The organism is Rhizorhapis sp. (assembly GCF_035276005.1).
Classification (GTDB): Bacteria; Pseudomonadota; Alphaproteobacteria; order Sphingomonadales; family Sphingomonadaceae; genus Rhizorhapis.
Genome location: NZ_DATEMB010000047.1, coordinates 15970 through 38892 on the forward strand (window position 1 = coordinate 15970; position 22923 = coordinate 38892).

The window sequence follows — 22923 nt, forward strand, 5'->3', positions numbered from 1 at the left end:
ATTGCCTAGATAAACGTCATGACGGTTGCACCGATCAGTGAACTCAACGAACGCGCGCGAGATGTTTTTCGTGTGGTGGTGGAGAGTTATCTCGGAACTGGCGTTCCGGTGGGATCGCGGACAATCAGCAAACTGTCCGGCCTGAACCTGTCGCCCGCCTCCATCCGCAATGTGATGCAGGATCTTGAGGAACTGGGCCTGCTCGCCGCACCGCACACCTCCGCTGGCAGGATGCCAACGGAAAGCGGACTGCGCTTGTTCGTCGACGGGATGATGCAGGCGTCGGAACCGTCAGAGGAAGAACGGCGGGCGATTGAATCGCGCCTGTCTGAGACAGGTCCGATCGAGGAAGCCCTGACCGCCGCGAGCGCGGTGCTATCGGGCCTTTCCGCCTGCGCAGGCATTGTGCTGGTGCCCAAGCGCGAACCGGTGCTGCGGCAGTTCGGCTTTGTCCCCCTTTCGGAGCGGCAGGCACTTGCCGTATTGGTGGGAGAGGACGGAAGCGTGGAAAACCGCATCGTTGACCTGCCCAGGGGCGTAGCTCCTTCGGCACTCAACGAGGCGGCGAATTATCTAAGCGGGCGCTTTGCGGGCCAGACATTGGCGCAGGCGCAGGCAAATCTGCAGCAGGAAATCCGGGCAGGGCAGATGGCCCTTGACGGCGCCAGCGGCGAACTGGTCGAGCGGGGCCTTGCGGTCTGGTCGGCGGACAGCGAGGACCGGCCAGTGCTGATTGTGCGGGGACAGGCGAATCTGATCGATGAAGCCGCCGCCGAGCATCTTGACCGCGTCAGGCAGCTTCTGGACGAGTTGGAGGGCAAGGAGGAAATTTACCGCCTGCTCGACAGCGCGCGGAACGGAAGCGCCACCAAAATATTCATCGGATCGGAGAACAAACTTTTCTCGCTTTCCGGCTCATCCGTGATAGCAGCCCCTTATCGGAGCAGGGACGAGCGCGTCGTCGGGGTGGTGGGAGTTATCGGCCCGACGCGCTTGAACTATGCCCGCATCGTTCCCATGGTGGACTTCACCGCACAGACCTTATCGAGATTAATGAGATGACAGAAGACAAGAAAGTAGCACAAGACACTGAAGTTACTCAGGATTTGCGCGAAGAGGGAGAGCAGGAAACTTTCTCCACGCCGGAAATAGACCGGCTGGCAGAGCTTGAGGCCGATCTGGAACGGGCGCGGCAGGACATTCTCTATGCCCAGGCCGATACGCAAAATGTACGCCGTCGCCTTGAAAAGGAAGTTCAGGATGCGCGCGCCTATGCCGCGACTGGCTTTGCGCGGGACGTCCTTTCCGTCGCCGATAATCTCGGCCGGGCCCTTGCGGCCATTCCGGCGGAACTGCGTGACGACGAAAAGCTGAAGGGACTTGTTGTCGGGCTGGAAGCCACTGGCAAGGAGCTGGAAAGTGTTTTCCGCAAGCACGGCATCGAGAAGATCGAGGCGATGGGCCAGACGCTTGATCCGAACCGCCACCAAGCGATGATCGAACTTCCGAGTGATGCCGAGCCGGGCACGGTCGTTCAGGAGCTGCAGCCGGGATATATGATCAAGGATCGCCTACTGCGGCCCGCCCTGGTGGGGGTTGCGAAGAAGCCGGAATAGGGACGGTTTTTAGGTGGAATGGGACGTTCCATCTGATTTTGTCCGTCGTCCCTGCCCGCGCAGGGACGGCGGCTGGTTTTGCCTAAACGGCAACTCGGCCCAAAAGCCGCAGCCCCTTGCATCGCCCTCCCATCTTTGCAAAACTATATTTTGCAAAGGAATGAGTGGTGGGAAAGCAGCGATTATATGCCGGAGAACGGCTGCGTGCCTTGCGGCTTCGGCTGGGGTTGTCGCAGTCCGTCATGGCGGCCCGGATCGGCATTTCGAATAGTTATCTAAGCCAGCTTGAACATGACGACCGGCCGATGACGCCTGCCATCCGGCAAGCGATTACGCATGCCTTTCCCCTGAACGGCGCGGATTTCGAGGTGGATGATGAGCAGCGCCGGACGTCGGGCGTGCGCGACGCGCTTTCCGATCCGCTGTTCGCCGGGATGGAGGTTTCCGACGGCGCCATTGACCGGCTGGTTGAGTTGCAGCCCGCCATAGCGGATCGGCTGACCGCGCTCCACCACGCCTATCGGGGCGCGATCAACCGGCTGCAATTTGTCGATGATGTCATTTCCAGCGAAGTCGGAATGGACGGCCGCCTGCCCTGGGAGGAAGTGCGCGACTGGTTTCATCTGGCGGGCAATTATGTCGATCCCATCGACCGGGCCGCCGAGCAGATGGCTGCCAGTCTTTGGCACCATGATCAGGTTCCCGACGAGGGCATATTGCGCCGGTTGCACGACAGGCACGGGGTCACGGTCGAATTCACTTCGCGGGAGGAAAGCGCCCGCCTGCTTCGCCGTTATGAGCGGCGCAGCCGGACCCTGACCCTGTCGAGCGCGATGCCGCCTGACAGCCGCCGTTTCGCGCTGGCGCATCAACTTGCCGCCTTGGAACTGGAGCAGGAGATCGCCCAGGTACGGGACGAAGCGGAACTGCGTTCGCATGAGGCTCGGCAACTATTGTCCATCGGCCTCGCCAATTACGCGGCGGGAGCTCTGCTGATGCCTTATGACCGTTTCCGCAGGACAGCGCGCAGCCTGCGCCATGATATTGACCGGCTATGCCAGCATTTCTCGGTGAGTTTCGAGCAGGCCTGCCACCGCCTTTCCACATTGCAGCGGCCGGGGGAGTGCGGAACCCCCTTTTTCTTCTGCCGCGTGGACATGGCGGGAAACATTACCAAGCGGCATTCAGCGACGCGGCTTGAATTTGCCCGATTTGGCGGAGCCTGTCCGCTCTGGATCGTACATGAGGCGGTGGCCATCCCCGACCGGATCGTGGTCCAGCTTGCCCAAACGCCCGATGGTGCGCGCTATGTCTGCATGGCCAAGGGCCTTGTGAAGCCGTCGGGCACCTATGCGCGTGCGCCCCGCCGTTATGCGGTGGCGCTGGGATGCGAGGTCGAGCATGCGCGGAGCTTTGTTTATGCCGATCAGCTTGATATAGCCAATGAACAGGCGGCGACCCCCATTGGGATCAGTTGCCGGATTTGCCCGCGGCTCAACTGCGATCAGCGCGCCTTTCCTCCAGTGGACCGGAGCCTTTCGGTCGATCCCGACCTTCGGGAAGTCGTGCCTTACCGGATCAAATAAGGCTTTGTTCCTGATAGGCAATAATACGTAAAGACGGTGATCCATCACTTGCGGCAGGCTGCGCCATCGAGCGGGCGCGTTTCTCCGCGGTGGAAGGGTCAATGCCAAAAGACAAGATCAATGGTTCGAAAGCGCGGCCCTGCGTAATGGTGGTGGAGGACGACGCCGCCATCAGGCGCTCGCTGCAGCTTCTGCTGCGGTCGCGGGGATATGATGTGCGCGCTTATGCCTCGCCGCGCTATGCCTTGGCGGACAAGCAGAATCGGGATGCCGCTTGCCTGATCGCCGATCTGCTGCTGCCCGGCGTGGACGGGTTGATGCTTCTTTCCGATCTGCGTGCCGATGGATGGGACGGCCCGGCGATCCTCATCAGCGGCTATATCACTCCCGAGCGCCGGGCACAGGCGGCCCATACGGGATTTGACGCCGTACTGGAAAAGCCCGTGGGAGACATAAAGCTCGTCGATACGATGAGCAACCTGATCGCGAGCCGGAAGGTTTGATACAAGCGGATGGATCAGCGGATGGGCGTTGTCATGCCCTTAAGACCACCTTGGTCCATTCAGAGCCCTGGGATGACGCCGTCATATAAGTGGAGGTCCGATCCGCAAATGGCGGTCGAGGTCACCTTTATTATGGCATCGCGGGGATTGACGATCTCCGGATCAGGAACGGTCTCCACACGGACATCCCGTGTTCCGTGCCAGGTCAGGGCGCGCATTTGCAGTCCTCTCAATGCTCTTGATTGTTCGCATGGGCGATTTCGCCGGTTTCCATCAGCATCTTGAAACGTTTGAGTTCCTGCCGCGCCTGCACCTCCGGTTCCCGCCGGAACATGGCGGCGATAAGGGCTCCAGCCATGCCGAGCGGCGGCCGGTAGCAGATGATGGCCTCCACCAGCGTACCACGGCCACCGGGCGCGTCGCGGAAGGCGACATGGCCCTCCGTCCTGATCTCCGAGCCCTTGACGGACCGCCAGGCGATGAGCTCATTTTCCCGTTCTTCGACAATTTCGGTTTCGATATCGACGGTCCCTCCGGCGGGCGCTTCTATCGTCCATGTGCTGCGGCCGGATTGCTCCTCCTGTTTTACTGCCCGGACATTTTCCATGAAGCGGGGGAGATTGCCGAAGTCGCGCCAGAAGGCATAAAGCTCCCCCCGGGGGCGGTTGATCGTGATGGTCTTTCCCACCGTCCTCTTCCGGTGAAAATGCCGATGGAAGCCCCGCCGGGCTGCTTCGGGAGCATCGTCATGGGAACCTGTCCGGCGCCGCCTGCCATAATTCCTGGCTGCTACAGCGGTTAAGGCGATGCCGCCCACTCCAAGGGCCAGGAGGGAAATGGCCTTGATGCGGCCCCCGTTCGATCGGCCGGTCCGAAATAGCTTTGCCATAGGCGCCTCCGTTCGTCCGCAACGAACGAGGGGACGGAGGAAACGATCCGGCCTATCCCAAAAAATGGTTCAGCGGGGGTACAGGCACCACTTTCCTATTAAGCCGAATGCGCCGCTTGGATGGCCCTGACTGTTCAGGAGGGCCGGTTGCGCCGGCAGTTCCGGCTCCATAGGATTGGCGCGCATGAAGATGCGGGGAAACGATCCCATGACCATGAAATCCATCAGGCGCTGGGCACTGGCGAGCGGAACGCTGGCAGTGCTGACGTCGATCCTTTTTTCTACTGCCGGCGGCGCGGCGCCAAGGGAAAGGCTCCGCGAAGGGATTGCCGCTCCGGCACGTCCCGGGCCCGGAAAGGCTCGCGATTTCGGGTCTTCGGGCCTATGGTCGCGGGCGGGCGATGGGACCAATGTGCTTCGCGATCTTCATGCGACGCGGGCGATGGATCTTATCCAGATTCGTACGCCTCGTTCCAAGCCATTGCTGATCGAGGATGTGAGCGCCGACCGCGTACGCCATTTCCTCGACATCTATGACCAGAAAAAGAAGCCAACCGTTTCCAATCTGACAGTGCAGCGCATCCAGGCAGGTTTCACCAAGCGCGGCATTCGCTTGCGCTATGGCAGCAACGGCATTGTCATACGCGATTTCCGGCTGACCCATCTCGGGCCCAATCGCTTCCAGGGCGATATTCCTGTCGGTATCGGGATGCTGGATGATGTCCATAACGTTCTTGTTGAACGCGGCGTCATCGAGAATGTCCTGACCGAGCTTCCCAACCAGAAGAAATATTGGAACGCCGACGGGATCAGCATGGAAAGGCGCGTGCACGATGTGGTGCTGCGCGACCTCGTGATCCGTAATTGCAGCGATGGCGGGATCGACAGCAAGGCGACCAATGTAGTCATCGACCGGGTGAGGGTGGAGGGATGCACCAGAAGCCTCAGGCTATGGGAGGACGCAAAGATCGGCACCTTTGAAAGCATCGATCCCGTAAAGCATGGCGGCACCGGGTCGGCGGCTCATATCGGCCTTTATAACGGCGTCAGCAATGTGACGATCGGCAAGCTGGTGGTGCGGTCAACAAAGCCGACGCCAATTTTCCTCATGGAATCCAAGACGCCCGCGACCGTGGTGGTGGATAGCCAGGACATCAGGGCACCAAAAGGCACGCCTTTGGTCGGCGGCACACATGCCGATCTGCTCAAAGTCATATGGAAAAGCGGACCGCCGAGATTATGACCTTTGCCCTGCGACCACCTGTTTCCTCTCCCACTGGCGAGGGAAAATCCCGCTTCAATCACCCATAGCGCTCCGACAGCATGCCCCAGGCTGCCCTCAGCCCCAGGGCATCGCCGCCCTTTGGCCGGCCTGGCTTGGCTGTAGGACGCCAGGCGAAGGTGTCGAAATGCGCCCATTTGACCCCTTCAGGTACGAATTTCTGCAGAAAGAGGGCTGCCGTGGTGGCGCCCGCAAAGCTGCCTTCACCGGCATTATTGATGTCGGCTATGTCGGATTTCAGCATGTCGCCATAGGGCGCCCAGAGCGGCAATCGCCATAGCGGATCATCCGCCTCGGTGCCGGCGTGGGTCAGTTGGTCCGCCAGCGTGTCGTCATTGGCGAAAAGCCCCGGCAGATCGGGCCCAAGGGCCACGCGCGCAGCACCCGTCAGCGTCGCGAAGTCCAGGACCAGTTCCGGCCCTTCTTCACCTGCGCGGGTCAGCGCGTCGGCAAGGACAAGGCGCCCCTCGGCATCGGTATTGCCAATCTCCACCGTCATACCCTTGCGGCTCGCCAGCACATCGCCGGGCCGGAAGGCATTTCCGCCGATCGCATTTTCCACCGCCGGAATAAGAAGGTGAAGCTGCACTGGGAGCCTTGCACCCATGATGAGACGGGCAAGGGCAAGTGCATGCGCCGCGCCGCCCATATCCTTCTTCATCAGCCGCATGGCGCTGGAGGGCTTGATGTCGAGGCCGCCGCTGTCGAAACAGACGCCCTTGCCGATGATGGCGACCTTCGGGTCCTTGCTATTGCCCCATCTCATTTCAACGAGCCGGGGAGCAAAGTCTTTTGCAGCGGCGCGGCCAACGGCGTGGATCAGTGGAAAGCCATTTTCCAGTTCATCGCCGTGCGTTACGCTGATCTTTGCGCCAAATTCCTTGGCCACCGCTTCCGCCGCCGCTTGAAGGTGCGGCGGTCCCATGTCGGCGGTAGGGGTGTTGACCAGATCGCGGACCAGCGCAGTCGCTTCCGTAAGCCGCACCATTTCGTCAATCCTGCCGGGCTCGCTGGTCAGCAGGACGCGCGGTCCGGCTACCTTGTCGCTCTTCTTGTACCGGTCGAACCGGTATTGGGCCGTCAGCCAGCCGAGCATGGCGGGCCCAGGTTGAAGGTTTTCCAGGCGATAACTGCCCTCGGGGAGCGCCTCCCCTCCCTTCGCCAAGCACCAGCTAGAGAGTTTTTCAACATTCGCTACGCCCAGAACCACTGACCATTCATCCGCCTTGTCTCCAGGAAGAATGGCCATTTCCGTGCCTTTCCCGCTGAACTTCTGTGCTGCGATGGCGGCCCGGCTGCGGGCTGGCTGTTCCTTCAGCCAAGCGGCAAAGCCTTTGTCGTCAACAAGGTGGATGGAACGCGCCGGTTGTCCGGTGTCGGGTTTCAATCGATCAGAATAATCAGTCATCCTTCGACCTTATTGCAACCAAGGGGGAGGGGGAATCCCCCATTTTTACGTTAGCGCCTTTCGTGATAAAAAAGGCGGCGGCCGCGGGCGCCCGATGAGGAAACCTCGGCCGTCCCAAGCGTTATCCCGCCGACTGTTCTTTCGTAGGAGGGCAATATGGACATTACCGAAAACAAGGCCGAACGCGCGGTGCGCGACCGCGCCCTCGCACTCGCCGACAGCGGCCGTTTCACCGCAGCGCTTGAAGTCGAGCGGGCGTTGATCAGCGAAGGCTGGCCCAATGCGCGCCGCACCATGGCGAGCGAACTTTTCCGTCAGACCATCCACGAACATTGCCGCGTGGCGAGAACTCGCCACTGAACGAGCTCTATTAGAAAATTTCGTTGATTGATTGCATCAATCAGTTTGGCAGCGAAACTCCGTTTGCTGGGAAGGTGTTTTTCATGTTGAAAGCCTCTCACAGCAAGACAAGGAGTTCATCATGCTTGGCCGTCAGGTTCCCGACGTTACTTTGAAAACCCGCGTTCGCGACGAAAGCATCGGCGGAGACAATCCCTTCCGCTGGCAGGATGTGCGCACCGGTGATCTGTTCCGGAACAAGCGCGTCGTGGTCTTCTCCCTCCCAGGGGCCTTCACCCCGACCTGCTCGAATGAGCAATGTCCGGCTTTCGAGCGCTTCTATGACGACTTCAAGGCCGCTGGCGCGGACGAGGTCTATTGCGTGTCCGTCAATGATGCGTTCGTCATGTACCAGTGGGGCAAGCACCTTGGCATAAAGAAGGTAAAGTTGCTGCCGGACGGCTCCGGCGACTTCACGCGCCGTATGGGCATGCTGGTCAAAAAGGATCATCTTGGCTTTGGCGATCGTAGCTGGCGCTATGCGATGGTGGCCGACGACGGCGAAATCGTCGCCTGGTTCGAGGAACCCGGCATCAACGATGTTGGCTCGGACGACGACCCATATGGCGAAACCCGCCCAGAACCTGTGCTTGAATGGGTGAAGTCTCACCCCAGGGACTAACGCCCTGAAGTCCTTGCAGCATAGGTGATCGGACCTGCCCCCACCCCGGGCAGGTCCGATTTTATGTTGCGGGACCGGTCATCCAACCCGTTGCGTAATCTCTGCGTCCCGCCTATTTCCGTTGGAACTTAGGTTGATAAGACAGGACGGGCAGATGACGAGCTTCCATGATCGGGAAAAGGCTTTTGAAGCGAAATTCGCGCGCGATGCGGAAATGCAATTCAAGATCATTGCTCGCCGCAATCGGCTGCTGGGGGAATGGGCGGCCGGGAAAATGGGCCTCACCCGCGAGGAAACGGATGCTTATGCCAAGGCGGTCGTTCAGGCGGACTTTGAGGAAGCGGGCGATGAGGACGTGATTCGGAAGGTGCTTGGTGATCTTACCTCCGCTGGCGTTGAAGCCGACGATCTCATGGTGCGCAGCGCGCTCGAGGAAAAGGCCGTCGAAGCGCGGCGCCAGTTTATCGAAGCCTCTCAATAAGGAACGTGCCTGATGGCGATGGCCGCGCAGGAAATCGAGAACATGATCCGGCGGGCGATCCCGGATGCCGAGGTCGAGATCACCGACCTAGCAGGTGACGGCGATCATTATGCCGCGCGTGTAGTGTCGGAAACTTTCCGGGGGATGAGCCGGGTGAAGCAGCATCAGACCGTATATGCTGCTCTCGGCGGCCGGATGGGCGGGGTGCTGCACGCCTTGCAACTGACGACGGCGGTCCCCAACTAACGATCATGCAGCTTGCCCGGCGCGTCACGGGCCATTTTATAGACTGGAGCAGAATATGACCGACGCCGTTCAGGCGCGCATTGGGGAAATCGTGAATTCCGCTGATGTTGTGCTGTTCATGAAGGGCACGCCGCTCTTCCCCCAATGCGGCTTTTCCAGCCGTGCGGTGGCTATTCTCGACCATCTCGGTGTTGCCTATGGCAGCGTTGACGTGCTTCAGGATCAGGAAGTGCGTCAGGGCATCAAGGAATTTTCCGACTGGCCGACCATCCCGCAGCTCTATGTGAAGGGCGAGTTTGTCGGGGGCAGCGACATCATGATGGAAATGTTCGAAGCCGGTGAACTGCAGCAGCTTATGGCTGACGAGGGAGTCGCTCGGGCAGAGTGATATCTGCCCGGCGATGGCGACTATCGCGGCACCACTCCATCAATTGCGCGAAAGCCGGAGCCAATCTGTCTTGGGTCCCTGCTTCGTGGGAATGTTGGGAACGGCAGAGACGCTCTAAATCATGACTGGATTTGTTCCAGACCGCCTGCCATCGCGGCTTCTACATCCATCCAGACGATTTCCCAGATATGGCCGTCCGGATCCTCAAAGCTGCGGTTGTACATGAAGCCGAAATCCTGAGGGCCCCGGGGTTCCTTCGCGCCTGTGGCTAGCGCCTTTTCAACGGTTGCATCCACACCGGCCCGGCTTTCTTCGGAAACGCAGAGCAGCACCTCCGTTTCCTTCCATGCGTCGGTGATCTTCTTTGACGTGAACTGCCCAAATTTCTCATGGGTCAGCAGCATCACAAAAATCGTGTCCGACAGAACCATGCAGGACGCCGTCTCGTCGCAGAAACGCTCATCCCGCTTGGCCCCGATAGCCTGATAGAAAGCAGTGGAACGGGGAAGGTCGATGACCGGCAGGTTCACGAAGATCATCTTTGGCATTGCGGCTCTCCTCAGCGAATCATTGTGGTAATTTTGTGAACCAATAAGTTACAAAAAACAACTTTCAAGAGTTGAGGGCGTATTTTCTGTTGGAGCCGCTGCAGCTTATGCTTGTTCGGCGAGCGCTTCCAGCCGTGGGCGGTCAAGTATCTCGACCGTGCGGCGATCGGGCAGGGCAATAACGCCCGTTCCTTTCATCTCGGACAACTGCCGGCTGACGGTCTCGATCGTCAGGCCCAGTATATCCGCGATCTGCTGTCGCCCGAGCGGCAGGATGAACCGGTCAAGAGGAGCAGGGCCATCCTGATCGTCTTTCCGCGCAAGCCGCCGCGAAATGTCGAGCAGAAAGGTCGCGATCTTTTCGCTCGCGCTCTTCCGGCCCAGCAGCAGCATCCATTTACGTGCCCGGTCCAACTCATCCAAAGTGCGGCGCAGCAGCCGATGCTCAAGATCGGAATGCGACCGGGCGAACTTGTCAAAAGCGGATCGGGAAAAGAGGCAGAGCCGGGATTCCGTTAATGCCGTCACATTATGGGGACTTTCCTTGCCAAATGGCCGTCCGATAAAATCGGAGGGATAGACTACTCCGACAATCTGTTCGCGGCCGTCGCTGGTCGAGGTGGTGAGCATCATCGCGCCCTCAACGACGTTGGCGACGAGCGCCGCTTCCTCGCCTTCCCACATCAGCATCTGCCCTTTGGGAATCGTGACTTGCCGTCCAAGGCGGATGAACTCCTTCCGCTCATGGCAGTCCAAAGAGGCGCAAATGGCGTGGTCACGAACTGCGCACGCACTACATGGGGTTGTATCGGCACTGTTTCCGGCGCGTGAGAAATTTTCCGCCATGGGCTGCGTCCTTGCGGTGGATCAAAATTGAGTGGCAACTTTGATCCATGGCGTTTTCGGCCTCAGCGCCTATCCGTAATATTCCTTATAGCGGCAGATGGAACGGATTTGCCCTTGGTCCGCCTTTACAGTGGTGGCCACAAGGCTGATAATCCTTTCGACTTGGGGAATGGTTATGTCCGCACCTGACCTATCACTGCTTTCCAAGCGCCGCTTTGGTCCGGTGTTCGTGGTGATGTTCCTGGGCGCTTTCAACGACAATCTTCTTAAGTTCGCGCTTCTGTTCCTCGCCAATTTCAGCCTCTATGTCGATGAGCCAGGCAAGGGAGAGATGCTCGCCACCATCGCGACGGGCCTTTTCATCCTGCCATTTTTCCTGTTCTCCGCTCTTGCCGGTCAATGCGCCGACGCCTGGAACAAAACAAAGGTGATGCGCATCGTCAAATGCGCCGAGGTCATCATCATGGGATTGGGACTGGCCGGCTTCTGGACGGAATCGGTACCGCTGCTGCTGGGCGCCTTGTTTCTGCTCGGCGTCCATTCCGCTTTTTTCGGGCCGATCAAATATGCCATCCTGCCCCAGCATCTGCGTCCCCACGAGATCATGGGCGGAACTGGGCTGGTCGAGGCGGGAACCTTTGTTGCGGTGTTGAGCGGCCAGCTTCTTGCCGGGGTTATTCCTCCGCGGGAAGCGGGGCTCGTGGCGTCGGTTCTGGCGATCACTGGCCTGATTGCCAGCCTTGCCGTTCCCTCCGCTCCCGCTTTGGCGCCAGAACTGCGGATCAACCGCAACATCTTTCGAAGTACGTGGCTCATCCTTAAGATCGCTCGCCATGGCCCAGGAGTGTGGCCGAGCATTCTTGGGATAAGCTGGTTCTTTTCAGTGGGAGCGGTTTTGCTCGCCGAACTTGCACCGCTAGTCAGCGGAACTTTGGACGCAAGCCAGCAGGTCGCCACCCTGTTCCTGCTTATTTTTTCCGTGAGCGTTGCAATCGGGTCCATGCTGGTCAACCGATTGCTGAACGGGGAGGTGTCCGCACGCTATGTGCCGGTGTCGGCCCTCGCGCTCGCGGCGCTGCTCATCGATCTGTCCTTCGCGGCCAATGCCTTTATGGTGGAAGTGCCGGGCGCGTCGATTGCCGCGTTCATGGAAAGCCGGGGTAGCCTCCGCATTGTCATCGACCTTGCAGGGATCGCGATTGCCGGAGGCATGTTCATCGTGCCGCTTTATGCCATCCTGCAGACACGCAGTCCGCCACGCGAACGGTCGCGCACCATTGCGGCCAACAACATTGTCAATGCCGCTATTGTGGTGCTGACCGTTGCCGTTGCGACATTGATGCTGGCTCTCGGCGCGAGCGTGACGGACATCATCGCTGCCCTTGGTATCGCCACATTGCTGGTCGCTGGCCTGTCCTGGTGGCTTCTTTCCGAAGCCGCCATGCACCCTTTCCTCCGCCGCCTGATCGGTTAGCGGATGAAGAACAGGGCCATGCCGGAAACGAAGCCGGCAAGCGAAATATAGCCGACGCACATGGACATCAAATCCTCCAGCCTCGCCATTGCGCTGCGGCGGGAGAGGGGGAAGGGGATGACATCAGCCGCGTCGGACTGAAGTTCGGAAACCTTGATATCTGCCTTGGAAAGCGCCGCCATGATCTTCACCCGATCCGCTGCTGTGTTGCCAGCGATCACAATGGCGGCATGTGGTAAATATCGGGTGAAGATCGCCGTCGGGAAGCGGCGGATGAAGGTCCGATATGGATAGTTCTTTTGGAATAGGACTGATGGCGGGAGGGGAGTTCACGCGCCGGCCAGTTCCTCCAACACCCGATCCTTGGCGCCAAGGGATTTCACTCGCCCGCCAGCCAGGTGAAGCACCTGATCCGCCGATGCCAGGATCGACTTGCGGTGCGCCGCGATCAGGACAATGCCTCCCCGATCCTGGACCTTTCCGATCGCCGCCGCCAGAGCCGCTTCGCCATCAGGATCGAGGTTGGAATTGGGTTCATCCAGCAGCAGCAGGAAAGGATCGCCGAAGAGCGCGCGGGCGAGGGCCAGGCGCTGCCTTTGCCCCGCTGACAGGAAGCCGCCCTGGGGGCCCACGGCGGTGCCATAGCCCTGAGGCAGCCGCTTCACCAGTTCGTGAACGCCCGCCATGCGTGCCGCCGCGATGATGTCGTCCGGCTCGGTATCTGGCCTGAACCGCGCAATATTGTCCGCGATGCTGCCTTCGATCAACTCGGCATTTTGGGGCAGGTAACCGATGGCCCGCCCGCGCCTGTCCTCAGCATATTGGCCGAGCGCTGCACCATCTAGCCGGACGTAGCCATGCGTCGCGGGCCAGATCCCGGCCAAGCTTCGAAGCAGCGTCGATTTGCCTGATCCGCTGGGACCGATAATGCCCATCACATGACCGGCGGACAGTTGGAAGCTCACTCCCGCCAGGGCCGGCCCTGCTGCCCCGGGGGGGATCACGGCCAATTGCTCCACGCGCAGTTGCTCCTGCGGCGACGGCAATTCCAGGGGCAATGCCTCTGCCGGAACATCCGCCAGATAGCGTTCCAGTCTTGTCCAGCTCTGCCGGGCTGCGGCAAGCCCGCGCCAATTGCCGATGGCCTGCTCGACCGGCGCCAGAGCGCGTGAAGAGAGAATGGAACTGGCAAAAATCACCCCCCCGGTCGCCTTGCCCTCTATGACCAATATCGCTCCCACCGTCAGTACCAGCGACTGAAGCGCCATTCTTGCCACCTTGCTGGTGCTGCCCATGGTGCCTGCTGTGTCGGCCAAGGCCTGCTGCGCGCTCAGGAAAGCCCCGCTATGCTCGTTCCAGCGGCGTTGAAGACTGGGCCCCATGGCCATTGCTTTCAGCACCTCGGCATGGCGGCGGCTGCTTTCTGCTATGGCAAGGCGGCGGTTTGCGGCCTGCGCCAATAATTCGGTGGGCGCTCGCGTCAGCCGGTCGGTTGCGAAAGTGAGGCCGAGGAGCACAAGCCCACCCAGCAGCACCGTAAGCCCCAAAGACCAGTGCAGCAGCGTCAGCACCAATATGAAGAAGATCATCCAGGGAAGGTCGGCCAGGGCCAGCGGACCGCCGCTTGCCAGAAAATTCCGGACCTGATCGAGATCCCTGACCGGTTGAAGGCTCTCTCCTTGCCCCGGCCGGCTGATCGCCAGTTTCGGGATCAACGCGAATATGTGCTCGCCAAGATCATGGTCGATGGTGGCGCTGACCCGGCCAAGCAACCGGGCGCGAATGATGTCCATGGCGGCCTGAAAGCCATAGACAAGCATGACGATCAGCAGCAAGCCCCAAAGCGTCGGCAAGCTGCTGGCCGGAAGCACCACGTCATAAACCAGCATCATGTAAATCGCGCCGCCCAGCAGCAGGACATTAAGCGCTGCGCTCAACATTATGATGCTGGCGAAGGCCGACTTCGATTTTCTTAGCACTGCGTTGATGCGGGAGGGATGTTCGGCGGGCATAGGGGCCAGGAAAGGTCAGAGGGTACGCAGATATAATCCGCCAGCTCTGCTGCTCCCCATGCCAAAAGGGTCCGTTTCGGCGGAAAGCTTTATTTGCGAAGCTTTTTTGCGTAGGCGAAGAACCTGACCCTTGGGGTTCGTCGGGAGTGCATAGGCTTGTCAGGTTCAGGGGATCCGCCCCGGCGGGGAACAAAGGCGTTTCTGGCTGCCTCTGCCGTGGCGCAGATCTGCGCGCTCGCCCGTTACACGGTGCTTGCGCGTTTGCTGGGCCCCGAACAGCTTGGGCTGGCGGCCATTCTCATCCTGACCGCACAATTTTTCGAGTCCGTGACTGACAGCGGCAGCGACCGTTTCCTGGTGCAGGACAAGGCTGGCGACGATCCGGCGCTCTTGCGCCTAACGCATCTGGTTTCACTCGGGCGCGGATTGTTGATCGCGGCGGGTCTGGTCATCCTGGCGGGGCCGATTGCGGCCCTGGCAGGAGCAGCGGAACTCGCCCCGGATATTGCCGTGCTGGCCGTCGCGCCGCTGGTGATGGGGCTCGTCCACTGGGATTATCGCCGCCAGCAGCGCGCAAGTGATTTCAGGGGCGAGGGGCGCATTGTACTTGTCGCCGAAGTGGTCAGCCTGATCGCGACCACCGGCGCAGCGCTGCTGGTGAGGGATTTCACTGCGATTCTTTACGGCCTGATCACGAGGGCGCTTGTCACCGTGATCATGTCGCATCTGGTGGCGCGGCAACGCTACGCTCTTGGCTATGCAGGCGAATATGCGCCACGGCTGGCGCGTTTTGCATGGCCATTGATGGTCAACGGTCTTCTCATCTTCATTGGCGGGCAGGGCGACAGGATACTTATCTCCAATCAGTTGGGTGTCGCGGAACTCGGCCATTATTCCGCGGTGATGCTGCTCATCTATTACCCCTCGGCGATGGTGATGCGGTTCATGACGACAATGTTCCTGCCGCGCCTTGCCGCCCGGAAGGATGAAGCGGCATGGGACCGGGCTCGCGAGGCGCTGGCGGGGCAGACGATGCTGGCTGCGCTGGCGATGCAATTCGGTTTCGTTCTCGCGGCGCCGATTGCCGTTCTCTTGCTCTATGGCGAGCGGTTCGAGGTGGCATGGCTTGCCGTCGCCCTGATCGCCATCCTTCAAAGTGCCCGGTTCATCCGGATGTGGCCCGTGACCGAAGCAATGGGCCTTGGCCGCAGCCATATTGTGATGGTCGGCAATGGGGTGCGGCTGCTGGCCTTTCCGGGCGCCATCGCAGGACTGGCGCTGCTTGATGGCCTGGAAGGTATTATCGCGGCCTTCATTCTAGCCGAACTCATTGCATTCGTGCTGGGCCTCGCGATGGTGAACCAGGCTCATCGCACGCCGCTTTTTCAGGGGGCGGCACGCTTCTGCTATTTCGTGATTGGGTCGGCGCTGCTCCTGGCGATCGTCATTGCTCAAAAGGAGGCATGGTGGAGCGTCATGGCGGGCGGTGGCGTGTCCCTGCTGGTCTGGGCCGCCTTGCTGATCCGGGCAGAATGGCCGCTGTTGCAGGACATGCTTATCATTCTCGACCGTGCGACCGGCAGGCGCCTGCTGCCCGTCATTCGTGCCGCAGGGCGTCGATCGGGTTGAGCGACGCAGCCCGCTGCGCCGGGAAGAAGCCGAAGATCACCCCGATCGCCGCGGAAAAGATGAAGGCCAAGAGGTTGATCTGCCAGTCAAAGGCAAATGGCACCTGGATCATCGGAGCCACCACTATGCTGGCGATGAGCGCGATTAATATGCCAAGCAGCCCGCCAAGGCAGGCGAGCACCACTGCCTCCACAAGGAACTGCATCAACACTTCGCGCGCTACGGCTCCTATCGCAAGCCGGATTCCGATCTCCCGCGTACGCTCAGTAACGGAGACCAGCATGATGTTCATGATGCCGATCCCGCCCACGAGCAGGCTGACCGCCGCCACTGCGCCCAAAAGCGCCGTCAGTATCTGCGTGGTGCCCTGAAGGGTGTCGCTGATCTGCTTGGTGTCGAAAACGTTGAAATCGTCCTGCTTCCCGCCGTTGATGTGCCGCCGCTCGCGCAGCAGCTTCTCGATGGATGCCTGAACCGTCGTAGTGTCATAGGCATCGTCGACCGCTACCGTGATGGACTCCACATCCTGATTGCCTTCGAAGCGGCGCTGAACAGTCTTGATCGGCATGATGACGACATCGTCCTGGTCATTGCCGAAGCCGCCTTGTCCCCGCACCGCAAGCACGCCGATGACCTCGCAGCTCACATCCTTGATGCGGAAGCGTTCGCCTACGGGGTCGCCTTGGGGAAAGAGATTGGAACGAACCGTATTGCCGATGATGCAGACCGATTTTCCGGCTTGCTCCTCGGCGGCATTGAAGATGCGGCCTTCGGTCAGGTCCCATTTCTGCGCGGCGAAATAGTCGGAGGTCGTGCCGTTTATCGTTGTGGTCCAGTTAGCGGCATTGCGCACTGCCACGGCGGAGGATTGCACTTGTGGCGCGACCGCTTTCACGCCGGCAATCTGTTGGGCGATCGCAGTGACGTCAGCTATTTTGAAATCTGGCGGGCGAGGGCCTCCACCGCCCCGGCCGAAGCCCTGGCCCGGACGGATCTGCAAGATATTTGCGCCAAGACTGCTGATCTGTTCCTGCACGGCCGCAGTGGCGCCGTTGCCCAGAGTCACCATCGTTACGACCGCCGATACGCCGATCACAATGCCCAGGATCGTCAGAAAGGAGCGAAGGATATGCCGCCGGATTTCCCGGATCGCGAGGATGATGGTGGTGCCTAGCATTATGCTTTCACCCCATTTTTGTGGTGCCGTTCGACGAGGCCGTCACGGAAATGGACCACGGTATGCGCGTAGGCAGCCATTTCCTCTTCATGCGTCACCATCAAGACGGTAATGCCGCTGTTGCGGTTGAGGTCGGTCAGCAGCTGCATGATCTCATTGGAGCGTTCCGTGTCCAGATTGCCGGTCGGCTCGTCGGCGAGCAGCACATCCGGTTGCGTGACGATAGCCCGGGCGATGGCGACGCGCTGCTGCTGCCCACCGGAAAGCTCCGCCGGCGTATGATCCCACCAGTCCTTCAGGCCCACTTTCTCCAGCGCCGCCATGCCGGCTTCATGGCGCGCCATCTTGCTTTCGCCGCGATAAAGCAGGGGCAGCTCGACATTTTCAAGTGCGGTGGTCCGGGCGAGCAGATTGAATCCCTGGAACACAAAACCGAGATATTTGCGCCGCAAGAGCGCCCGTTCATCGCGGCTCAGCTTTTCGACCTGCACCCCGCGGAAGGTGAAGCTTCCCCCGGTAGGTACATCGAGGCAGCCGAGAATATTCATGGTCGTCGACTTGCCTGAGCCGGAGGGTCCCATGACCGCCATGAAGTCCCCCTGCTCGATGTCGAGATCAACGCCCTTCAAAGCCTGAAACGCGGCCGGACCTTCTCCGAACGTCTTTGTGACGCCACGCAGCGAAATGAGGAGTGCGTTGTTCACGGAGCTACTTGTCCCTGCTGGCGAGTTGGCCAGTGATGACCTTCATGCCGGGTTTCAGGTCCTTGCCGGTCACCTGGGTCTGGCTGCCGTTGGATTCGCCCACGCGGACATCGATGGGCTGAGGCTTGCCGTCATCGCCCAGTATGTAGATGGTCTGCTTGCTTCCGCGGCCGATCGTCACTTCCTGATTGCCGCGCGCGCGCCGTCCCGGGCGAGGCGGTATCAGCACGCTGGTGACACCGCCCCTCTGCTGGCCGCTGCTGGCCGCCTTTTCCGGCGAGAAACGCAATGCAGCATTCGGAACAAGGAGGACATTTTTCTCCTCGCGCGTGACGATCTCGGCCGTCGCCGTCATGCCCGGCCGCAGGTTGAGCCTTTGGTTGTTCACTGAAAGGACCGCCGTGTAGGCAACCACATTGCCTGTCGATGCGGTACTCGAAGACGAGGACGAAGATTCGCTTTCGGTCGTGTTGGAACCGACATTGACCCTTTCGATCCGGGCAGGGAAGGTCTGGCCTGGGAAGGCGTCCACGGTGAAGACTGCTCGCTGCCCTTCCTTCACTTCCCCCACATCGGCTTCGTCAACATCGACGTCCAGTTCCATTTGCGACAGATCCTCGGCGATGGTGAAGAGAACCGGGGCGTTGAGCGATGCCGCCACGGTCTGTCCCGGCTCGATGTCACGGGACAGCACCACGCCAGTGACAGGCGAACGGATAAGGGCCTTGTTGAGATTCGTCTGGGCGGTAGCAAGCTGGGCGCGTGCCTGAAGCACCTGGGCTTGGGCGGAACGCACAGCCGCGACGGCTCGTCGGGAATCGGCCCGGCCTGCATCGAGCTCCGTCTTCGATGGAACCTTGCCACCCGAAAGCCTGTAAACCTGCTCCAGGCGATCAAGATTGGATTTGTTTTGCGCGGCCGTTGCCTGCGCCTCGCCTACACCGGCCTCGGCGGCTGCCACCTCAGCTCGTGCCTGGTTCACAGTGTCTATGAGGCGCGATGTATCGAGGCTGGCCAGGATCTGGCCTCTTGTCACCCGGTCGTTCACGTCGACATAGACATCGGTGATGAGGCCCGACTGTTCAGAGCCCACGTCCACCTGATTGATCGGTTTCAGATTGCCGGTCGCAGAAACGGTAACGGTCAGGTTCCCCCGCTGCAGATCTTCAGTCGCATATTGCGTTGCATCGCCGCTCGAAAAACAACGGGACAACAAGAAGAGCAGGATCACCAGCAGGGCGCCAATGCCGCCACGCACGGCCCATTTCTTCCACGGTTGTTCCGGCTTCACGCCCAGAAATTCGTGGAGGTCGATGCCATCCTGCGTATCGGTTATTGTTCTGCTCTCGTCGTTCATTGAGTGGTTCCGTCCATCGTCTGCCATCCGCCGCCAAGCGCGCTATATAGCTGTATCAGTGCGAGGGCTTGGTCGGCCTGAGCACTGGCAAGGCCATCGCGCGCGGAGAGCAGCGATTGCTCGGCAGTCAGTAGGGTCTGAAAATCCGTCAGCCCCGCCTGATATTGGCTGCGGGCTAGAAGCGCGCTGTTGCTCGAAGCGTCAAGGGCTATTGCGAATTGCTCCGTCCGTCCCCGCGCCGATTGGACGGCGGAAAGGGCGTTCTCGACATCCTCAAGTGCCGTCAGCACACTTTTCTTGTAAGCGTCAAAAGCGCCTTGCGCTGCGGCTCGCTGCGCCCGCACCTCCGAGGCGCGCTGGCCGCCGTCGAAGATGATCTGCGCCAGGCTGGCGAAGAGCCCCCCGGTAATCACATCCGTGAGCTTGCCGACGGAAAGGGCGCTGGTGCCGACATTGCCCGTAATCTGTAGCGAGGGGAAAAGTTGCGCCTTGGCTACGCCGATGCGGGCGGTTTCGGCGGCAAGCGTACGCTCGGCGCTGCGGACGTCCGGCCGCTGGCGGAGCGTGTCGCCGGGAATGCCGGTCGCAAGACTGGCCGGGGCAATCGGAATGGGGCCGCCCTCCTCAAGCGGTTTCGTGGCAGCGCCGGGCGCCTCGCCGATCAGGACCGCTATGCGGTTGAGTGCCGCGCGATAGCTGCTTTCAAGCGCAGCAATGCTGGCGGCCGTCTGGGCCCGCTGGGCGCGGGCGCTTTCTTCATCCAGTGACGAGACAAGACCTGCCTGAACGCGCCAGCCCGCGATGTTCAGATTTTCAGTCTGGATGTCCAAGGTGTTGCGGGCAATGCCGATCTGTTCCTGCGCCAGCCTCGCCTGAACATAGTTGGTGGCAAGCTCAGCGATAATGGCGGTGCGGACGCTGGCGAGATCATAATAGCTTGCCTGCGCGTCCGCCCGCGCGGCTTCGACCGAGCGGCCTATGCCGCCGAACAGGTCCACTTCCCAGGCGGCGTCCGCGCCCAGGGTAAAACGGCTGCTGTCCTTCGCGTCGCTGTCAAAGTCACGGCCTGCCCCTGCCGAGCCTTCTACTGTCGGAAACAATTGCGAACGTGACTGCACCAGCGATTCACGCGCCTGACGCAGCCGTGCCTTGGCCTGCGCAATGTCAAGATTGGCCCCTATGGCCTTTTCGATCAGGGTGTTAAGCGTCGGGTCGCCAAGTTGCGTCCACCAGTTCGCCAATTCGGCGTCCGTGATCGCGTTCCCCGGAGCCTGATAATATTGTTCCGGCACACCCAGGGTCGCCTGGCCAGGGGCGCGATAGTCCGGCCCGGCAGCGCATCCGCCGGCGCCAAGCGCAAGTCCAAGCGTCAATATGGTGATGTTGCGCACGTAAGGGATTGCTCCGGGGCCAGTTGAACGAATTTGGGCAAGTCACGCTTGCGCAGCGGCCCTTGCCCAACTAGTTCCTGCCCAAATCCACCTTTCACCACAATGAATTTAGTGTCGCAAAGTGTAACTAACGGGGGCGACCGAGGGAGTAGCAGGGGAATGAGGGCTTTCATCTTTCCGGGTCAGGGCAGCCAATCGGTAGGTATGGGCAAGGCGCTGGCCGATGCCAGTCCGGCCGCCCGCGAAGTGTTCCAGGAAGTGGACGACGCGCTGGGCCAACATCTGTTCCGTATCATGTGCGAAGGGCCTGAAAGCGATCTGACGCTTACGGAAAATGCCCAGCCAGCGATCATGGCCAATGCCATCGCCACGCTTCGGGTGCTGGAAAAAGAGGGCGGATTGCGGCTTGCGGACAAAGCCGATTTCGTCGCTGGCCACAGTCTTGGCGAATATACGGCGTTGTGTGCGGCAGAGGCGCTTGACCTTGCCACCACCGCCAAGCTGCTGAAGCTACGCGGCCGCGCCATGCAGGCGGCGGTGCCCGTGGGCGAAGGCGCGATGGCGGCGCTTCTGGGTGCTGACCTTGAAAAGGCGCAAGCGATCGCCTCTGCTGCAGCGGAGGGAGAGATATGTACCGTCGCGAACGACAATGATCCTTCGCAGGTCGTTATCTCGGGTCACCGCGGCGCAGTCGAGCGGGCGGTGCCGCTGGCGAAGGAAATGGGGGCCAAGCGGGCCGTGCTGCTGCCGGTTTCCGCGCCCTTCCACTGTCCCCTCATGCAACCGGCGGCAGATGCCATGGCGGAGGCGCTGGCCAGCGCTGATCTGCGCGCGCCGCTTGTCCCGGTTTATGCCAATGTGCTGGCGGCCCCCATCGCCGATCCCGCCGAAATCCGTGCGCGGCTGGTGGAGCAAGTGACCGGCATGGTCCGCTGGCGCGAGTCCGTGGCGGCCATGACGGAAGCTGGCGTGAGTGAGTTTGTCGAACTGGGCGGCAAGGTGCTGGGCGCGATGGTCAAGCGGATCGCCCCGGACGCGAAGATTACAAGCGTGGTTTCGATGGACGATATCGAGGCATTGCTGGCGGCGCTTTGAGGCTCAACAGGATTACGCAGAGGCGCGGACAGACGCGAGGATATTGTGAGAGGTCCCTGCGCCTCCTCATGAACAGCTACAGGGAGCAATTTTGATGTTCGATCTTACAGGGATGACGGCCCTCGTCACGGGGGCCACCGGCGGCATTGGTTCGGCGATTGCCAGGGCGCTGGCCGGGCAGGGAGCGACCTTGGCGCTGTCCGGGACGAGCGAGGGGAAGCTGTCGGCGTTCAGGGACCAGCTTGGCGGTGGCCATATCATCTTGCCGTGCAACCTGTCTGATGCAGCGGCGGTCGATGCCCTGGTTCCGGCCGCTGCCGACAAGCTCGGAAAGCTCGACATCCTCGTCAACAATGCGGGCGTGACCCGTGACAATCTCGCCATGCGGATGAAGGACGAGGAATGGGATCAGGTGATCCGCGTCAATTTGGAGGCTGCCTTCCGCCTCGCCCGCGCTGCGTGCAAGCCGATGATGAAGGCGCGGTTTGGACGGATCATCTCCATCACGTCCGTGGTTGGCGCAACCGGCAATCCGGGGCAGGCCAATTATGCAGCGTCCAAGGCAGGCCTTGTCGGCATGTCGAAGGCGTTGGCGCAGGAACTGGCCAGCCGGAATATCACAGTGAACTGCGTTGCTCCCGGCTTTATCAAGTCGGCAATGACCGATGTCCTTCCCGACGCCCAGAAGGAAGCGCTGCTTGGCAAAATCCCCGCCGGAAAGCTGGGCGAGGGCGAGGATATCGGCGCGGCGGTCGCCTATCTTGCCAGCAAGGAAGCGGGCTATGTCACTGGGCAGACGCTGCACGTCAACGGCGGTATGGCAATGTTGTGATTGGGCTTTGCGCTACGCAAATAGTCTTGCGAAGGCCGTAATCTGTCACTAGGGCGATTCCGATTGAAAAATTCATATCCCAACCAGAAGGATTTCACATGAGCGAGACTGCCGACCGGGTAAAGAAGATCGTCGTCGAACATCTGGGCGTCGAAGCCGAGAAGGTGAACGAGGAAGCCAGCTTTATCGACGATCTGGGCGCCGACAGCCTCGACATCGTTGAACTGGTCATGGCGTTCGAAGAAGAATTCGGCGTCGAGATCCCCGACGATGCTGCCGAAAAGATCGCAACCGTCAAGGACGCCATTGATTATATCGAGAACAACAAGGGCTGATCTGGCCATTGTGAACCCGATTACGGGCCGATGATCTGAAGGAGCGGCTCTCCGGCCCCGGTTTTCCGTGGATGGAGGGCCGTTTCGCGTAGTAAAACTGAAT

General features: G+C 60.6%; 25 protein-coding genes and 1 pseudogene. 15 read left to right on the forward strand and 11 right to left on the reverse strand.

Annotated features, from left to right (window positions below):
• Positions 1 to 18 precede the first annotated feature (18 nt).
• The 4 genes from hrcA to VJS46_RS10360 all read left to right on the forward strand — a co-directional run bounded on the left by hrcA (position 19) and on the right by VJS46_RS10360 (position 3705).
• On the forward strand, positions 19 to 1062 hold the full coding sequence (gene hrcA, locus VJS46_RS10345) for a heat-inducible transcriptional repressor HrcA (protein ID WP_324059963.1): 1044 nt from the start codon (positions 19 to 21) through the stop codon (positions 1060 to 1062).
• Entirely contained in the window at positions 1059 to 1616 is a 558-nt protein-coding gene (gene grpE / locus VJS46_RS10350; RefSeq protein WP_324059964.1) for a nucleotide exchange factor GrpE, read from the forward strand. Before hrcA ends, grpE begins: the two co-directional genes overlap by 4 nt.
• Positions 1617 to 1783: 167 nt before the next feature.
• Positions 1784 to 3202, forward strand: coding sequence for a helix-turn-helix domain-containing protein (locus VJS46_RS10355; RefSeq protein ID WP_414708000.1), 1419 nt, complete (start codon positions 1784 to 1786; stop codon positions 3200 to 3202).
• 101 nt (positions 3203 to 3303) lie between these two features.
• The gene (locus VJS46_RS10360; protein WP_324059966.1) at positions 3304 to 3705 is read left to right on the forward strand and encodes a response regulator transcription factor; all 402 of its coding nucleotides are present in this window, start codon (positions 3304 to 3306) and stop codon (positions 3703 to 3705) included.
• A 68-nt stretch (positions 3706 to 3773) separates the two neighbouring features.
• Here VJS46_RS10360 and VJS46_RS10365 read toward each other — a convergent pair.
• Together VJS46_RS10365 and VJS46_RS10370 are read right to left on the reverse strand one after the other, a co-directional pair.
• Positions 3774 to 3923: pseudogene (locus VJS46_RS10365) on the reverse strand (glutathione-dependent formaldehyde dehydrogenase); the annotation flags it as partial.
• A gap of 11 nt (positions 3924 to 3934) precedes the next feature.
• The gene (locus VJS46_RS10370) at positions 3935 to 4594 is read right to left on the reverse strand and encodes an SRPBCC family protein (protein WP_324059967.1); all 660 of its coding nucleotides are present in this window, start codon (positions 4592 to 4594) and stop codon (positions 3935 to 3937) included.
• Positions 4595 to 4802: 208 nt separating this feature from the next.
• Between VJS46_RS10370 and VJS46_RS10375 the strand changes: the two genes are divergently transcribed.
• Positions 4803 to 5837, forward strand: coding sequence for a hypothetical protein (locus VJS46_RS10375; protein WP_324059968.1), 1035 nt, complete (start codon positions 4803 to 4805; stop codon positions 5835 to 5837).
• Positions 5838 to 5895: 58 nt separating this feature from the next.
• Here the strand turns inward: VJS46_RS10375 and VJS46_RS10380 are convergent, their stop codons facing one another.
• Positions 5896 to 7284 carry a leucyl aminopeptidase family protein gene (locus VJS46_RS10380; RefSeq protein WP_324059969.1) on the reverse strand — a complete coding sequence of 463 codons (1389 nt, stop codon included), beginning with the start codon at positions 7282 to 7284 and terminating at the stop codon, positions 5896 to 5898.
• 156 nt (positions 7285 to 7440) lie between these two features.
• Between VJS46_RS10380 and VJS46_RS10385 the strand changes: the two genes are divergently transcribed.
• The 5 genes from VJS46_RS10385 (at position 7441) to grxD (ending at position 9420) form a co-directional block, all read left to right on the forward strand.
• On the forward strand, positions 7441 to 7644 hold the full coding sequence (locus VJS46_RS10385; protein WP_324059970.1) for a hypothetical protein: 204 nt from the start codon (positions 7441 to 7443) through the stop codon (positions 7642 to 7644).
• Between the two features lie 121 nt (positions 7645 to 7765).
• Entirely contained in the window at positions 7766 to 8305 is a 540-nt protein-coding gene (locus VJS46_RS10390) for a peroxiredoxin (protein ID WP_324059971.1), read from the forward strand.
• Positions 8306 to 8459: 154 nt separating this feature from the next.
• Complete coding sequence (locus VJS46_RS10395; protein WP_324059972.1) at positions 8460 to 8786, forward strand: DUF1476 domain-containing protein; 327 nt, start codon at positions 8460 to 8462, stop codon at positions 8784 to 8786.
• A 12-nt stretch (positions 8787 to 8798) separates the two neighbouring features.
• Entirely contained in the window at positions 8799 to 9032 is a 234-nt protein-coding gene (locus tag VJS46_RS10400) for a BolA family transcriptional regulator (protein WP_324059973.1), read from the forward strand.
• 55 nt (positions 9033 to 9087) lie between these two features.
• Positions 9088 to 9420: a Grx4 family monothiol glutaredoxin gene (gene grxD / locus VJS46_RS10405; protein WP_324059974.1), complete on the forward strand. Its 333-nt coding sequence runs from the start codon at positions 9088 to 9090 to the stop codon at positions 9418 to 9420.
• A gap of 119 nt (positions 9421 to 9539) precedes the next feature.
• On the opposite strand, the gene VJS46_RS10410 is transcribed toward grxD, so the two are convergent.
• Together VJS46_RS10410 and VJS46_RS10415 are read right to left on the reverse strand one after the other, a co-directional pair.
• Positions 9540 to 9968 carry a VOC family protein gene (locus VJS46_RS10410; RefSeq protein WP_324059975.1) on the reverse strand — a complete coding sequence of 143 codons (429 nt, stop codon included), beginning with the start codon at positions 9966 to 9968 and terminating at the stop codon, positions 9540 to 9542.
• 105 nt (positions 9969 to 10073) lie between these two features.
• Positions 10074 to 10814, reverse strand: a complete 741-nt coding sequence (locus tag VJS46_RS10415) for a Crp/Fnr family transcriptional regulator (protein WP_324059976.1) — start codon at positions 10812 to 10814, stop codon at positions 10074 to 10076.
• 175 nt (positions 10815 to 10989) lie between these two features.
• On the opposite strand from VJS46_RS10415, the gene VJS46_RS10420 reads away from it, so the two are divergent.
• Positions 10990 to 12288, forward strand: a complete 1299-nt coding sequence (locus VJS46_RS10420) for an MFS transporter (RefSeq protein ID WP_324059977.1) — start codon at positions 10990 to 10992, stop codon at positions 12286 to 12288.
• Here the strand turns inward: VJS46_RS10420 and VJS46_RS10425 are convergent.
• Entirely contained in the window at positions 12285 to 12509 is a 225-nt protein-coding gene (locus tag VJS46_RS10425; protein ID WP_324059978.1) for a hypothetical protein, read from the reverse strand. The genes VJS46_RS10420 and VJS46_RS10425 overlap by 4 nt on opposite strands.
• A gap of 108 nt (positions 12510 to 12617) precedes the next feature.
• Positions 12618 to 14300: a type I secretion system permease/ATPase gene (locus VJS46_RS10430; protein WP_324059979.1), complete on the reverse strand. Its 1683-nt coding sequence runs from the start codon at positions 14298 to 14300 to the stop codon at positions 12618 to 12620.
• Positions 14301 to 14456: 156 nt separating this feature from the next.
• On the opposite strand from VJS46_RS10430, the gene VJS46_RS10435 reads away from it, so the two are divergent.
• Positions 14457 to 15929: an oligosaccharide flippase family protein gene (locus tag VJS46_RS10435; protein WP_324059980.1), complete on the forward strand. Its 1473-nt coding sequence runs from the start codon at positions 14457 to 14459 to the stop codon at positions 15927 to 15929.
• Here VJS46_RS10435 and VJS46_RS10440 read toward each other — a convergent pair.
• The 4 genes from VJS46_RS10440 to VJS46_RS10455 are packed head-to-tail and all read right to left on the reverse strand — an operon-like array spanning position 15898 to position 20558.
• Positions 15898 to 17106 carry an ABC transporter permease gene (locus tag VJS46_RS10440; RefSeq protein ID WP_324059981.1) on the reverse strand — a complete coding sequence of 403 codons (1209 nt, stop codon included), beginning with the start codon at positions 17104 to 17106 and terminating at the stop codon, positions 15898 to 15900. The two genes, VJS46_RS10435 and VJS46_RS10440, sit on opposite strands and share 32 nt — an antisense overlap.
• Entirely contained in the window at positions 17106 to 17810 is a 705-nt protein-coding gene (locus tag VJS46_RS10445) for an ABC transporter ATP-binding protein (protein ID WP_324059982.1), read from the reverse strand. Before VJS46_RS10445 ends, VJS46_RS10440 begins: the two co-directional genes overlap by 1 nt.
• Before the next feature lie 4 nt (positions 17811 to 17814).
• Positions 17815 to 19167 carry an efflux RND transporter periplasmic adaptor subunit gene (locus tag VJS46_RS10450; protein ID WP_324059983.1) on the reverse strand — a complete coding sequence of 451 codons (1353 nt, stop codon included), beginning with the start codon at positions 19165 to 19167 and terminating at the stop codon, positions 17815 to 17817.
• On the reverse strand, positions 19164 to 20558 hold the full coding sequence (locus tag VJS46_RS10455) for an efflux transporter outer membrane subunit (RefSeq protein ID WP_324059984.1): 1395 nt from the start codon (positions 20556 to 20558) through the stop codon (positions 19164 to 19166). Before VJS46_RS10455 ends, VJS46_RS10450 begins: the two co-directional genes overlap by 4 nt.
• A gap of 159 nt (positions 20559 to 20717) precedes the next feature.
• Between VJS46_RS10455 and fabD the strand changes: the two genes are divergently transcribed.
• The 3 genes from fabD (at position 20718) to VJS46_RS10470 (ending at position 22820) form a co-directional block, all read left to right on the forward strand.
• Positions 20718 to 21653 (forward strand): ACP S-malonyltransferase, encoded by a 936-nt coding sequence (fabD, locus tag VJS46_RS10460; protein ID WP_324059986.1) that lies wholly within the window; start codon positions 20718 to 20720, stop codon positions 21651 to 21653.
• A 94-nt stretch (positions 21654 to 21747) separates the two neighbouring features.
• Positions 21748 to 22485: a 3-oxoacyl-[acyl-carrier-protein] reductase gene (gene fabG, locus VJS46_RS10465; protein WP_324059987.1), complete on the forward strand. Its 738-nt coding sequence runs from the start codon at positions 21748 to 21750 to the stop codon at positions 22483 to 22485.
• Between the two features lie 98 nt (positions 22486 to 22583).
• Positions 22584 to 22820, forward strand: a complete 237-nt coding sequence (locus VJS46_RS10470; RefSeq protein WP_184475079.1) for an acyl carrier protein — start codon at positions 22584 to 22586, stop codon at positions 22818 to 22820.
• The last annotated feature ends 103 nt before the right edge of the window (positions 22821 to 22923 follow it).